This is a genomic window from Streptomyces sp. NPDC102441 (assembly GCF_044765585.1).
GTDB lineage: Bacteria > Actinomycetota > Actinomycetes > Streptomycetales > Streptomycetaceae > Streptomyces.
This window is the reverse complement of record NZ_JBIWKH010000011.1, coordinates 205554-218029: the sequence shown is the minus strand read 5'-3', so window position 1 is coordinate 218029 and position 12476 is coordinate 205554. Positions and strand designations below refer to the sequence as shown.

The 12476-nt window shown below is 69.7% G+C and carries 15 protein-coding genes; 6 read left to right on the top strand and 9 right to left on the bottom strand.

Annotation, left to right across the window (positions count from 1 at the left end):
* The first annotated feature begins 294 nt into the window (after positions 1-294).
* A complete protein-coding gene (gene bla / locus ACIREO_RS24885) occupies positions 295-1227 on the top strand; it encodes a class A beta-lactamase (protein ID WP_404113898.1) in 933 nt (310 codons plus the stop codon).
* A 19-nt stretch (positions 1228-1246) separates the two neighbouring features.
* Here the strand turns inward: bla and ACIREO_RS24880 are convergent, their stop codons facing one another.
* Entirely contained in the window at positions 1247-1633 is a 387-nt protein-coding gene (locus tag ACIREO_RS24880; RefSeq protein WP_404113896.1) for a VOC family protein, read from the bottom strand.
* A 235-nt stretch (positions 1634-1868) separates the two neighbouring features.
* Positions 1869-2804 (bottom strand): hydroxymethylbilane synthase, encoded by a 936-nt coding sequence (gene hemC / locus ACIREO_RS24875; protein ID WP_404113894.1) that lies wholly within the window; start codon positions 2802-2804, stop codon positions 1869-1871.
* Between the two features lie 398 nt (positions 2805-3202).
* Between hemC and ACIREO_RS24870 the strand changes: the two genes are divergently transcribed.
* On the top strand, positions 3203-4018 hold the full coding sequence (locus ACIREO_RS24870; protein WP_404113892.1) for an SAM-dependent methyltransferase: 816 nt from the start codon (positions 3203-3205) through the stop codon (positions 4016-4018).
* A 129-nt stretch (positions 4019-4147) separates the two neighbouring features.
* On the opposite strand, the gene ACIREO_RS24865 is transcribed toward ACIREO_RS24870, so the two are convergent.
* From ACIREO_RS24865 to ACIREO_RS24845, 5 genes are all read right to left on the bottom strand, one after another.
* A complete protein-coding gene (locus ACIREO_RS24865; protein WP_404113890.1) occupies positions 4148-5056 on the bottom strand; it encodes a helix-turn-helix domain-containing protein in 909 nt (302 codons plus the stop codon).
* Positions 5057-5163: 107 nt separating this feature from the next.
* Entirely contained in the window at positions 5164-5400 is a 237-nt protein-coding gene (locus ACIREO_RS24860; protein WP_404113888.1) for a DUF397 domain-containing protein, read from the bottom strand.
* Positions 5401-5642: 242 nt separating this feature from the next.
* On the bottom strand, positions 5643-6275 hold the full coding sequence (locus ACIREO_RS24855) for an SGNH/GDSL hydrolase family protein (RefSeq protein ID WP_404113886.1): 633 nt from the start codon (positions 6273-6275) through the stop codon (positions 5643-5645).
* A 110-nt stretch (positions 6276-6385) separates the two neighbouring features.
* A complete protein-coding gene (locus ACIREO_RS24850; RefSeq protein ID WP_404113884.1) occupies positions 6386-6547 on the bottom strand; it encodes a hypothetical protein in 162 nt (53 codons plus the stop codon).
* A gap of 113 nt (positions 6548-6660) precedes the next feature.
* A complete protein-coding gene (locus tag ACIREO_RS24845) occupies positions 6661-7071 on the bottom strand; it encodes an organic hydroperoxide resistance protein (protein ID WP_404113882.1) in 411 nt (136 codons plus the stop codon).
* 111 nt (positions 7072-7182) lie between these two features.
* Between ACIREO_RS24845 and ACIREO_RS24840 the strand changes: the two genes are divergently transcribed.
* The 3 genes from ACIREO_RS24840 (at position 7183) to ACIREO_RS24830 (ending at position 9625) form a co-directional block, all read left to right on the top strand.
* A complete protein-coding gene (locus ACIREO_RS24840; protein WP_404113880.1) occupies positions 7183-7662 on the top strand; it encodes a MarR family winged helix-turn-helix transcriptional regulator in 480 nt (159 codons plus the stop codon).
* Positions 7663-7738: 76 nt separating this feature from the next.
* Complete coding sequence (locus ACIREO_RS24835) at positions 7739-8572, top strand: PP2C family protein-serine/threonine phosphatase (protein WP_404113878.1); 834 nt, start codon at positions 7739-7741, stop codon at positions 8570-8572.
* 63 nt (positions 8573-8635) lie between these two features.
* Positions 8636-9625, top strand: coding sequence for an MASE1 domain-containing protein (locus ACIREO_RS24830; protein ID WP_404113876.1), 990 nt, complete (start codon positions 8636-8638; stop codon positions 9623-9625).
* Positions 9626-9687: 62 nt separating this feature from the next.
* Here the strand turns inward: ACIREO_RS24830 and ACIREO_RS24825 are convergent, their stop codons facing one another.
* Complete coding sequence (locus tag ACIREO_RS24825; protein WP_404113874.1) at positions 9688-10977, bottom strand: FAD-binding protein; 1290 nt, start codon at positions 10975-10977, stop codon at positions 9688-9690.
* A 31-nt stretch (positions 10978-11008) separates the two neighbouring features.
* On the bottom strand, positions 11009-11815 hold the full coding sequence (locus ACIREO_RS24820; RefSeq protein WP_404113872.1) for an SAM-dependent methyltransferase: 807 nt from the start codon (positions 11813-11815) through the stop codon (positions 11009-11011).
* 307 nt (positions 11816-12122) lie between these two features.
* Here ACIREO_RS24820 and ACIREO_RS24815 point away from each other — a divergent pair, with 307 nt between their 5' ends.
* Positions 12123-12317, top strand: coding sequence for an antitoxin (locus ACIREO_RS24815; protein ID WP_403995456.1), 195 nt, complete (start codon positions 12123-12125; stop codon positions 12315-12317).
* The last annotated feature ends 159 nt before the right edge of the window (positions 12318-12476 follow it).

The following is a 12476-nucleotide window of genomic DNA, read 5'->3' as shown; positions in this document are numbered from 1 at the left end:
TCATGCCGCACACGTCCCGGTGACCCATGGTCGACGTACGGCTCGTGGCGCCGACGGGATCGGCCGGCCGAACATCCAGGGCCGCCCGGGGCAACCGTCCCGCATACGCCCCGGCGCCGAGGGGTCGCTGCGACACGACGCGGAGCAGCCCCCCGCCTGCTGACCCGACGTCCTAGTGTGGAGCGCCAGAACGCTGTCGGCCGCTTCCTTCCGCCACGAGATCGTCCGAGCCATCGGTGCGCTCTGCGGAAGGACGCCCGGCAGCCCCCTCGGACCCAGGAAGCCGCCGCCCTCGTGCCCACGCCTCTCCCCCGCCGTACCGCGCTCTCCGCGCTGGCCGGCCTCGTTGTCCTTCCGTCGGCCGGGTGCGGCACGACCGCGCCGGATGCCGCTCCGCCGGCGCCCTCACGGACAGCGCCCACGCGGTCCGAAGGGGCAGCCCGCCGGACGGAGCGTGCCTTCGAGGAACTGGAGCGGAAATATGACGCCCGGCTGGGTGTGTACGCGGTCGACACCGGGAGCGGCCTGACCGTCACCCACCGCCCGGACGAGCGCTTCGCCTACGCCTCGACCTGCAAGGCGCTGCTGGCGGGCGCGTTGCTGGAGAAGTACACGCTCCGGCGGCTCGATCGGCGCGTACGGTACGGCCCCGCTGATCTCGTCGCCAACTCCCCGATCACCGAGCAGCACGTGGACACAGGACTCACCCTGCGCGAGCTGTGCGACGCCGCCGTCCGCCACAGCGACAACACCGCGGCCAACCTCCTCTTCCACGAGCTCGGTGGTCCTCGTGGCCTGCAGGACGCGCTCGTCGCCCTCGGCGACCGCACCACCCGGTGCGACCGGTACGAACCCGACCTCAGCGAGGCCGCGCCCGGTGACCTCCGCGACACCAGCACACCTCGTGCCCTTGCCGGGGCTCTGCGCGCCTATGTGCTCGGCGATACTCTCGGCAGGGACGAGCGGACCGTGCTGACCGACTGGCTCGACCGGAACACCACCGGCGACGCGCTCATCCGTGCGGGCGCCCCGGCCGGATGGGTGGTGGGCGACAAGACCGGCACGGGCGGCTACGGCACGCGTAACGACATCGGTGTCGTCCGGCCGCCGGACTCCGCGCCGATCATCATCGCTGTGCTCTCCCGTCGTGATGCCCGGGGAGCGGAGCCACAGGACACCCTCGTCGCGCATGCGGCTCGGATCACGCTCACGGCCTTCGTCCGGTGAGGTCCGTCCCCGGCGGCGCTCAAGGGCGGTACCGGAGCGGATGGTCGGTGGGCACCTCGGTCAGCACGATGCGGTGACCGTCGGGGTCGGTGATCCACATCTCGATCAGGCCCCAGGGTTCCTGGAGCGGTGGACGCAGGACGACCGCCCCACGGGCCGCCACCTCCTCGTGCGCCGCCGCGCAGTCGGCGACCTGCATCCAGAGCTGCATCGTGCCGGTGGGCGGGGCGTCCGAACGACCCGACACCTCGAGAAAGCCTCCGCCGAGGAAGTACACCGTTCCACGGTCCGGGCCTGTGCCGAACTCCCTGTAGACGGGCAGTCCCAGCGTCCGTCCGTAGAAGTCACGGGAGGCCTCCGGGTCAACGGGCCTCAGCAATACCCTGCTGCTCAGTACATGCACCATGGCGTCGACCCTACGCGCAGCGGCCCGCCCCGTTCCTCTTCCTCCGCTCCTGCGAACGCGCAGGTCCTCCGGCCAGGTCCGCAGATGCGATGACCTGTGGTGGACCGTGTCCAAGTGTGGCGGAGACCAAGGCAGTGCGGAGCGGGTACCCGCGGCGCTCGGCCGGAGCGAGGTTCCCGCGTCCCCGGAGGCCGGGAAGCCGCTGGGACGCCCCGATCGGGGACCACGCGGAGGCTCAGTGGGCGATGGTGTCGATCAGCTCACGTGCGCCCTGGCGCAGCAGGGCGACGGCCACGGAGGTTCCGAGGGTGGCGGGGTCGAGGGGGCCGGCCCATTCGTGGGCGTTGAGGACCGTCTTGCCGTCGGGGGTGAACACGCAGGCGCGCAGCGAGAGATCCCCGTTGCGGTGCGCCGTGGCGTACCCCGCGATCGGTGAGTTGCAGTGGCCCTGGAGGACATGGAGGAACATGCGCTCGGCCGTGATCTCCCGGTAGGTACCCGGATGGTTGAGCGCGCTGACGAGGTCGATGGCCGCCGTGTCCTCTTCGCGGCACTGCAGGGCGAGGACGCCCGCACCGATGGGCGGGCACATCGTCTCCGGGGAGAGGATGTCGCTGATCACGTCGGGGCGGCCGATGCGGTGGAGACCGGCGACGGCCAGGAGGAGAGCGTCCGCCTCACCCGCGGCGAGTTTCGCCAGTCGCCGGTTGGCGTTGCCTCGGAACGGCACGCAGGTCAAGTGAGGGTGTGAAGCCGCGAGTTGTGCGGTCCGTCGGACGGACGAGGTGCCGACACGCGTGCCGTCGGGGAGCTGGTCGAGCGTGAGCCCGTCCGGGTGGACGAGGGCGTCGCGGATGTCATCGCGTTCGAGGAACGCGGCGAACGTCGTACCGGCGGGCAACGGACGGTCGGCGGGGATGTCCTTGACGCAGTGGACGGCCAGGTCGGCCTCGCCTGCGAGCAGAGCGGCGTCCACCTCCTTGGTGAAGGCCCCCTTGCCCTCCACCTTCGAGAGATCCCCCATCCACTTGTCGCCCGTCGTCCTGACGGGGACGACCTCGGTGACGGTGGCGGGACTACGGACCGCGAGTTCGGCCCTGACGCGCTCGACCTGGGCCAGGGCCATGGGTGAGTCGCGCGAAACGATGCGGATCAGCTCAGGGGCGGACATGACTCCCACGATAGACCGCGAGGGCCGGGCAGCGATCCTCCGACGCGGTTGCGGGCATCTGCTTCCGGACCATCGCGGCGAAGACCGCGGATATCAGCACCGTCGATTTCCGGCCGCGTTGAAATGTCGCTCCGCACGACGCGCCCCCGGCTCCACACGCCCGGCCGTACGCGCCAATAGGTCTACCAGCAGCAAGAGTTGGCATATCGTCGCCCTCAAACGCCCTCACAGACGGGACCGGGCCCTGCGACGGACCGTCCTGTCCTCGCTCTCGAGTGGCTGATTCGGAACCCCGCGCCCTTGCATCACTCCACAGAGGACTGTCAGCCGCCCGACGAGATCCCTAGCATGGCTCCTCACGGACACCGACATCACTCTTTTGGAACCGCGAGGGCTGGATGAGCAACGGGGACACCTCCATTCCGACCAACATCGACGTGAACGTGCCGAGCGTCGCACGGATGTACGACTACTACCTGGGCGGCAAGGACAACTACCCTGCCGACCGGGTGGCGTCCGAGCAGCTGCTGGAGCACGTTCCGAGCACCAAGGTCCTGGCGGTGAACAACCGGAGGTTCCTGCGGCGCGTCGTGCATCACCTGGCGTCCGAGTACGGGATCCGCCAGTTCATCGACCACGGATCAGGCCTGCCGACCCAGGACAACGTCCATCAGGTCGCGCAGTTGGTGGATCCCGGCTCCCGGATCGTCTACATAGACAACGACCCCATCGTCCTCGCGCACGGCAAGGCCATACTCGAGGAGAACGACAGGACCGCGGTCATCCAGGCGGACATGCGGGACACCGAGGGGATCTTCGGTCACCCGGAGGTGAACCGGCTCATCGACTTCGACGAGCCGGTGGCCGCGCTGTTCGTGTCCGTGATGCACTGCATTCCCGACGAGGACGACCCAGCGGGTCTGGTGCGCAGGGTGGCGGCCCGTCTGGCTCCGGGAAGTTTCCTGGTGGTGTGTCAGCTCGTGAGTGAGGACGCGGCCGTCCGCGACTTCGTCACGGATTTCATGGCGAAGAGCACCGGCAACCAGTGGGGCCGGGTGCGCCGGCAGGAGGACGTACACGGATTCCTGGAAGGCCTCGACGTGCTGGAGCCGGGCCTGGTCGAGGTGTCGACGTGGAGGCCGGATTCGGACCTGGCACCGAAGCAGGAGACCCAGGAGTGGATCGAGTACGGAGGAGTCGGCCGCAAGTGGTGACGCGGTTCGCTTGATGCCGGCGCGGTGACGACGGGGCGGGCGCCGACGCGCACGTGACCCTCCCCGTGCCGGCAGGGTCGGGTGGTTCGGCTGCGGTCGCACAGCGGGGCCGTCAGCCGGCTGACTGTCCTAGCTGTAGCGCTCGAGAGCCCGCCTCAGCAGGTGCCTGCTCTCGGCCGGGCTCGGCGACTGGGCGCTGAGCGAGTCCAGGATCCACCGGTACTCGTCCGTGCTCTCCTGCTTGTTGACGGACGTGGCGTTGGTCAGATGCTCGATGTACGCGACGTCGGGGAGCCCTTCCACCGCGAACCGCAGATACGTGATGCCGTTGCCCGGAGACGTGTGGGCGGTCACCTCGAAGGGCGCCACCTGCACGATGACGTGAGGCAGCTCCGTCATCTCCAGCAGGTACGCGAGCTGCTCACGCATGACCCGGGTACCACCCGTCGGGCGCAGCAGCACCGCCTCGTCGAGCAGCACCCAGAGCTTCGGCGCGTCCCGTCGCTGCAGCAACTGCTGCCGTCTGAGCCTCAGCTCGACCCGGCGCCGGGTGATCTCCTCCGATTCGAGGGCGTGTCCGGAACGCACCACAGCGTAGGCGTAGTCCGCTGTCTGCAGCAGCCCGGGAACGTAATGCCCCTCGTACGTACGGATGGACGCCGCGGCCTCCTCCAGACCGACCAGGGGCTCGAACCAGTCCGGCAGCACGTCGGCGTAGTTGCGCCACCACCCGCGCTGTCCCGCCCTGCGCACCAGGTCGATGAACTCGGCCGTCCTGGCGGAGTCGGCCACACCGTAGAGCGCGAGCAGGTCGGCCGCGTCGCGTTCCTTGCAGGGGGAGTGTCCGGTCTCCATCCGGCTGATCTTCGCGGTCGAGCACCGGATCCGGTCCGCGGCGACCTCGGGCGTGATGCCCGCATCGCCGCGCATCCGCCGCAACTGCGCGCCCAGAACCAGGCGCAGAGCTGTGGGACTTGCCCCGGTGGCCGAGGTGAGCGTCGGCTTCCGTGACGGCTGAAGCGATTCGATGCCGGGCATGCGGACTCCTGAGGACGGGCGTCGTGACGCCAGTGTGCCATCAGGAGCCCCGCCATGGCCCGGCCGATGCGAGAGTGCCGCGACTTTTCGGCTCTCCCGCCGCGAATTCAGCCGGCCATGCTGTCGAAGTCGCCGTCCCTGACGCCCGCGAGGAACGCGCGTACCTCGTCTCCGGTGTACACGAGGGCGGGCCCGTCGGGGTGCCGGGAGTTTCGTACGGCCACTGCTCCGCCGGGCAGAAGCGCCATCTCGACGCAGTTCCCGCTGGGATTGCTGTGGTGGCTCTTCTTCCACTCCACGCCGGTCAGGGAGTTGGCGGGAACGCCGTTGTCGAAGTGCTGCATGCGGTCCGTCCTCTTCGTTGCGCTGACACCCCTGCGTGCAATTCCGGATGCAATTGCACGCAGTGTGCGGACGGCGAGGATACTAGTGGTCATCCGGCCTTGACGGCACCACTGAGCCGGGCTTCGGCGGAGGGTGACCAGCTCTCACGCACACGGAGAGAACGGGCAGGTCCGTCCGGGACGGGATTCCGGTCTTCCCGGCGCCGGGGCACGCCTGGCAACAACGTTCCGGGACAGCACGCCTAGAGCCCTGCGAGTGCCGTCCAGGCCTTCGCCAGCAGCGTGTGTCCGAGCGGCGTGGGATGGACCCCGTCACCCGCGATGTATCGGGCACCGCCGGCGGCGAGCGCCGCCTGGTTGAGCAGCCCGTCCGCCGCCAGAAGAGCGGCGCCGAATTCCTCGGACAGCCTGCGGACCGCCCGGATCCTGGGGTCGAGGTCCTCGCGCCAGGCCCACTGCTCGTCCCGTACGGGCACGAGGAAGGGCTCGATGAGGATCAGCTGGGCGTTCAGCTCGTCCCGGACCTGCGTGAGGACGGCTCGGTAGTCGTCCTCGTACGCGCGCACCGAAGTGACGGTGCCGGCGTAGTAGCGGCGCCAGGTGTCGTTCACACCGATCAGGACCGACACGACGTCCGGCTCGATGTCCAGGGTGTCCTCACGCCAGCGAGCACGCAGATCCGACATGCTGTCGCCGGCCACGCCCCGGTTCACGAACGTGACGGCGCTGTCCGGGCGGGCGGTCCGCACGCGTTCGGCGGCCATCCGGACGTAGCCGTTGCCCAGGGGGCTGTCCCGTTCCATCAGCCGTCCCGCATCGGTGATGCTGTCGCCCTGGAACAGGACGGAAGCCGAGGGGTGCAGGCTGATGGTCACTCGGTCTCCGGAGCGTGAGGGTCGAGGGGGCGGCGGACATGATCCTCCCCACGGAGGGCCGGCCCGATCCGGGCCGGGCCCGAAGGGACCCGGCGTGGTCCGGACCGGCCTCAGCGGGCGGCGGCCGGAGCACGCACCGCGCTGAAATCGAGCGCGAGCTCCACCTCGAGCAGCGTCTCCTCGGCCACCCGTCGCACCTCCGCCGGAACGTCGCCCTGTTCTTCCACCAGTCCGGCATAGATCGGCGCGTCGGATACCTCTGCGAAACTCACGTGAACTGCCTATCGATCGGTTATGCCCGCCAATCAGCGGAAACGGGAGCTGAGTGTACGCGCCCCCTCGGGCCGTCCGGGAGCGGACCCCGGGAACGGGCATCGGCCGTCCGCTATTCGATGACGAGCTCGACGTCGATGTTTCCGCGCGTGGCCTTGGAGTAGGGGCAGTACGCGTGCGTCGCCTCGACCAGACGACGGCCGGTCTCCCCCTCGAGCTCCTGAGGGAGTTCGACGCGCATGACGACCGCGAGACCGAAGCCCGAACCGTCCTGCCCGATCGAGACCTCGGCCGTCACGGCGACGTCCTTGGTGTCGACCTTCATCTCGCGGGCGACCGAGCTCATCGCGCTCGCGAAGCACGCGGCGTATCCGGCGGCGAACAGTTGCTCCGGGTTGGTGCCCTCCCCGTCGCCCCCGAGAGCGGGCGGCAGGGCGAGCGCCAGGTCGATCCGCCCGTCGGAGCTCACCGCCCGGCCTTCACGGCCGTTGGCGGTGGCGGCAGCGGTGTACAGCGCGTCCATGGTGTGCCTTCTCTCTCGTGCGACGGTGACCGCGGTCCGGCCACTCCCATGAGAGTGACACACAATTTAATTGCACACAACTAAATAGCGGATGCAGGCTACCCTGGACTCATGACGCCACCACCGACCCCTTCGCCCGGACTGGCCGACCTGCCGGACACGGAACTGCTCAAGCTGGACCACCAGGTCTGCTTCTCCCTGCAGGCAGCCTCCCGCGCGTTCGGTGGCGTCTACCGGGAAGCGCTCAAGGACCTCGGCCTCACCTACCCGCAGTACCTGGCGATGATGGTTCTGTGGGAGCACGGCCCTCTCCCGGTCAAGACGATCGGGGAGCGGCTGCACCTGGACTCCGGCACACTGTCGCCCCTGCTGAAGAGGCTGGAGTCAGCCGGCCTCGTACGGCGTGAGCGCGGCCCGCAGGACGAGCGGTCGGTCACGGTCCACCTCACCGGGGCCGGAGCGGAGCTGCGTGAACGCGCGCTGCCCGTCCCCCGCTCGATCCTCAGGTCCACCGGCCTGTCGGTCCAGGAGGTTCTGGCCCTTCAGGAGACCCTGGGACGGCTCACCGACTCCCTCGGCCGGGCCGGCTGACCTTGATCAGGTCAGCGCTCGCAGGAGTTCCGACGCCGAAATATGATGCAGGAACTATCGCAACGCGGAGCGGCCCATGAACCGGCGTCGAACTCCCCGGTCGGCGAGTGCCGAGGACCTGCTCAGCACCTTGCAGCATCTGACTGCCCGTGCGCGGAAAGAGGTGGAGCTGCACCAGGCCCGCGTCGAGCTGGCCCAGGCCCTGCAGCGCAAGATGCTGCCCGCGGCCCTGCCCGTCTTCGCAGGACTGCAGACGGCCGCTCGCTATGCTCCGGCGCGCGACGGGCTGGACATCGGCGGCGACTGGTACGACGGCTTCGTGCTGCCGGACGGGTCGCTCGGCCTCGCCATCGGCGACGTCCAGGGGCATGACGTGGAGGCGGCCGCCTTCATGGGGCAGGTCCGGATCGCCATGCGCGCCATCGCCAGTTCGGCGGCCGATCCCGGTGAGGTGATGGGCCGCACGAACGATCTGATTCTTTCGATGGATTCGACCCTCTTCGCCACGTCTACCTTCCTCCGGCTCGACCCGCGGACGCGGGAACTGTGGAGTGCCCGCGCGGGTCACGTCGCGTCCGTGTGGGCGACGGCCGACGGACGCTCGGGAATCACCGCCGACGCCGGCGGGCTGCCGCTCGGCATCGAGCTGCGCCAGCACTACCCCGTCACCCGGCGCGAGCTGGATGTCGCCGGAGCCTTCGTCCTGCTCACCGATGGAGTCATCGAAGGGCCCTCGCTGCCGATCGACGACGGGCTGGACCGGATCAGGCGTCTGGTGAGCGCCCACGTTGGTGCCGACGCCGAGGAGCTGGCGGACCGGGTGCTCGAGGCCGCGGTGTTCACGGGCCATGAGGACGACGCGGCCGTGCTCGTCCTGCGCCACGGTGACGGCTCCTCGGACCCCGGGTAAGCCGGTTCTGCAGTCGCGCGTGTCACAACCGTCCGCCGTCATGGGCGGTGTCTTATGAGATGCGTGATCCGCAGCGAGGAAACCAGACGCCGAACCCTGATCGTTCTGCAGATGCTGGGCATCGCCGCCGCCTATTACGTGTCCGGGCGTCTCGGTCTCCTCAGAGAGGTCAAGGTGGAGAGCTCAGTCGTCACCCCTCTGTGGCCGCCCTCCGGAATCGCCCTGGCTTCCCTGCTGTATCTGGGCCCACGGATCTGGCCCGGGATCGCACTCGGCGCTCTGGTCACCGTCATCGCCATGAGCGACGGTTTCACCTTCTGGGGGCTGGCTGTCGCGACGGGCAGCGCTCTGGCCCCGCTCTGTTCCTACCTGGCCCTGCGCGCGGTGGGCTTCCGCACGGAGCTGGACCGCCTGCGCGACGGGGTCGCCCTGGTCTTCCTGGGAGCGCTGGGCGGCATACTCATCGGCGCCACCTCGGGCTCAGTGGTCCAGATGCTGAGCGGGGCACTGTCCGCGACCGAGTTCTGGCCGGTCTGGTCGGCCTGGTGGGCGGGAGACACGATGGGTGTCCTCATGGTCACGCCCCTGCTGCTCGTCCTGAGCAGGGCACGCATGCCCAGGAGGAACGACAGGTGGGCGGAGGCTGCGGCACTCGCGCTGGTCGCGGTGGCGTTGACGGCCGTCGCGGTCAGGAGCCCACTGTCCATGATCTACCTCCTCTTCCCGGTAGTCGTCTGGGCGGCGCTGAGCTTCCAGCTGGCCGGCAGCGCACCCTGCGCGCTCCTGATGTCCGTCATGGCGATCATCGCCGGGACCGAAGGGATCGGGCCGTTCGCGGACCACTCGGTGATCGAGGTCATGCTCAACCTGTGCGTCCTCAACGGCTGCGTGGCACTCACCGCGCTCCTGCTCGGGGCGATCGTGACCGAGCACAACAACATCCGCCATGAGACGGAGCTGGCGTGTGAGGAGCTGGCCGCTCTCGTCGAGGAGCTCGCACCGGGGCCGGCGGCCGGGCACCGGCCCGAGGGACCGGGGAGCGGACAGCGCTGAAGGCCGTTCGCCCGGACACGGGCCCTGAGGTCCGGGGCCCGGTCCGGACGGAACCCGAGACCTCAGCCGGTACGGGGGAAGTGGTCCGCCAGGAAGTCGTTGCGGAACGTCCCGGTGGGATCGAGCCGCTCGGCAAGCCGCCCGAAGTCGCCGTAATGGCCGTACAGCTCCCGGAGCGTGCCGGGCGGCGTCGTGAAGACCTTGCCCCAGTGCGGCCTGGCCCCGAAGGGGGCGAGGGCCTCCTCGATGGCTCCGACCACGGGCTTGACCGCGGCGGCGTCGGGCACCCAGGTGAAGTGGAACGCCACGGAGTCCCTCCCCTGTGCCGGGCTCAGCCACAGGTCGTCGGCGGCCACGGTCCGGATCTCACCGATCTGGAGCAGCGGCGAGAACTGCTGCCGGATCCGGTCGAGGGCCTCGTAGGCCGCCACGGCGTCGTGCCGGGCGACGAAGTACTCCGACTGGAGTTCCTCCCCGTTGCTCGGGGTGAATTCCAGGCGGAAGTGAGGGAGCCTGGCGTGCCAGGGACCGGGGACACCCTGCTGCTGCGTGCAGTGCTCCGCCGCCACACCGGGGACCGGGTGCCTCGCCCCTTCCGCCAGCGACGCGCCGAGCAACCGGTGCGGGGCGGTGCGGGGGCCGTCATCCGCGACACGCTGCTTGAGCCACACCTGGTCGAGGGGACCACCGTGCCAGCCGGTGAAGAGACTCACGCTGTACGCCGCGGACATCACCTCGTCGAACCGGCCGAGCAACTGCTCCTGCGGGAGCCCCTCGTACACCCACTGCTGGATCTCGAACGCGGGCACGAGGTCCAGGGTCAGCCGTGTCACCACCCCGAGCGCGCCAAGGGAGACCACCGCACCGTCGAAGTCGGCGTCGCCCCGCTCGAGCGACACGATGCCGCCGTCGGCGGTGACGAACTCCAGCGCCCTGACGGCGCCCGGCAGGGAGCGGTTTCGCACGCCCGAACCATGGGTTCCTGTGGCGCATGCTCCCGCTACGGAGATGTGCGGCAGCGAGCCGAGGTTGTGCAGCGCGAAACCGCTGCGGTGCAGGGTCTCGGTCAGCTCACCGAAGCGCAGACCGGCGCTGACCGTCGCTGTGCGGGCCTCGTGGTCGATCTCGATGGCGCGGGGCAGCCCGGCGACGGATATCAGGGTGCCGCGCGTGTCGGCGACCGCGTTGAAGGAGTGGCCGGTGCCCAGCGCCCTGACAGCCGTCCCGGCGGACACGATGTCCTGGAGCTCCGCGACAGAGCTGGGTGTGCGCAGGTGCTCCGCGCCGAACGTGATGTTGCCGGCCCAGTTCGTCTGGCGGGCGGACGGGGCGCGCGCCGAATGATCGATCATGCCACCGGAGCTTACGCCCGCCGCCAGGGGCTCAGGGCTTGCGTCCCACACCGCTGACGGCGTGGCCCTGCGGTCCGTCCTCCCTGCTCCGGGCCGGGTCGGGACGCCAGTCCGACGTCCTGACGACGCCTGGCTCGACCAGTTCCAGTCCGTCGAAGAACGCGGCGATCCGGTCCGGGGCGCGCAGGTGGTAGGAGTTCGCCGAATGCGTGTTGTAGGCCTCGATCGCCCGGTTCATCGTGTCGCTGGTGTCCGTGCCGTCAGCGAGGGCGAGGTAACTTCCCGGCTCGAGCACCTCGATCAGACGGGTGACCAGGCCCCACGGGTCCTCGTCGTCGGGCAGCTGCCCCATGATACCGAGCAGTGTCAGGCCGACGGGACGGCTGAGATCGAGGGTCCTTGCCGCCTCCTCGATGATGCGGCCGGTGTCGCGCACATCCGCGTCGACGTACGCGCACGCGCCCTCAGGAGTGCTGGTCAGCAGTGCGCGGGCGTGCGTCAGCACGAGCGGGTCGTTGTCTGCGTACACGATCCTGGCCTCCGGGGCCGTCCGCTGGGCGACCTCGTGCGTGTTGTCGGCCGTGGGCAGTCCCGTGCCGATGTCGAGGAACTGCCGGATCCCCGCTTCCCCGGCCAGGAAGCGTACGGCTCGGACGAGGAAGGCCCGCTGGTCACGCGCGACGCCCGCGATGTCCGGGAAGGTCCTGAGGATCATCTCGCCCGCCTCGGCGTCCGCGGGATAGTTGTCCTTGCCGCCGAGCAGGTAGTTCCAGACGCGGGCCGAGTGCGGCACGTCCGTACTCAGCCGGTCGGCGGATGGCTGTGGGTGATCGCTCATGACGAAGCCTCACACACCGCGGTGATGACAGAGCCGGCCGTACGGCAGGGCTCAGTACGGCAGGGGCCGTCCGGACGGTGTTCGCAGGTCCAGCGGGGGCGGCCCCGTCGGGGGTTGCGGACGGCGGACGATCTGGATGCGGCCCACGGCCACCACCTCCTCCTGGTAACCCGGTATCTGCCCACCCAGCCGCCCTTCACACGTCGCGCGCCCGCCGGAACCGTCCGGCGGGCGCGCGCGGATGCGGACCGGGCGATGTGCGGTAACCCTGGTCAGGTGGGGGAAGCCGACACGAGGAGGATCCGCCATGTCCGCGCTGGACAAGATCAAGAAAATGCTGAAGGGCCATGAGGACCAGGCCGGAAAGGGCGTCGACAAGGCCGGAGACATGATCGACGACCGGACACAGGGCAAGTACGGCAAGCATGTCGACACCGGCCAGGACAAGCTGAAGCAGCAGCTCGGCGCGGATCGCGACCAGGACAACCCGCCCCGCTCCTGACCAGGAAAACGCGTCGGCCCGTCGTCCGGCCCTCGCCCGGTGCCCGGCCCCGGTGACAGCACCCTCTGTCACCGGGGCCGGGCACGCTGCGTGTACGGATCCCGGAGCGGATCTCGAGCACATGACCGGATTCCTGTTATCGTCCCCGCCGCACAGCGT

What these genes read in the sequence shown, in the direction of transcription:
- ACIREO_RS24880 (WP_404113896.1), bottom strand. Translation starts at nt 1,633, where the DNA reads ATGGTGCATGTACTGAGCAGCAGGGTATTGCTGAGGCCCGTTGACCCG.
- hemC (WP_404113894.1), bottom strand. Translation starts at nt 2,804, where the DNA reads ATGTCCGCCCCTGAGCTGATCCGCATCGTTTCGCGCGACTCACCCATG.
- ACIREO_RS24870 (WP_404113892.1), top strand. Translation starts at nt 3,203, where the DNA reads ATGAGCAACGGGGACACCTCCATTCCGACCAACATCGACGTGAACGTG.
- ACIREO_RS24865 (WP_404113890.1), bottom strand. Translation starts at nt 5,056, where the DNA reads ATGCCCGGCATCGAATCGCTTCAGCCGTCACGGAAGCCGACGCTCACC.
- ACIREO_RS24860 (WP_404113888.1), bottom strand. Translation starts at nt 5,400, where the DNA reads ATGCAGCACTTCGACAACGGCGTTCCCGCCAACTCCCTGACCGGCGTG.
- ACIREO_RS24845 (WP_404113882.1), bottom strand. Translation starts at nt 7,071, where the DNA reads ATGGACGCGCTGTACACCGCTGCCGCCACCGCCAACGGCCGTGAAGGC.
- ACIREO_RS24840 (WP_404113880.1), top strand. Translation starts at nt 7,183, where the DNA reads ATGACGCCACCACCGACCCCTTCGCCCGGACTGGCCGACCTGCCGGAC.
- ACIREO_RS24835 (WP_404113878.1), top strand. Translation starts at nt 7,739, where the DNA reads ATGAACCGGCGTCGAACTCCCCGGTCGGCGAGTGCCGAGGACCTGCTC.
- ACIREO_RS24825 (WP_404113874.1), bottom strand. Translation starts at nt 10,977, where the DNA reads ATGATCGATCATTCGGCGCGCGCCCCGTCCGCCCGCCAGACGAACTGG.
- ACIREO_RS24820 (WP_404113872.1), bottom strand. Translation starts at nt 11,815, where the DNA reads ATGAGCGATCACCCACAGCCATCCGCCGACCGGCTGAGTACGGACGTG.
- ACIREO_RS24815 (WP_403995456.1), top strand. Translation starts at nt 12,123, where the DNA reads ATGTCCGCGCTGGACAAGATCAAGAAAATGCTGAAGGGCCATGAGGAC.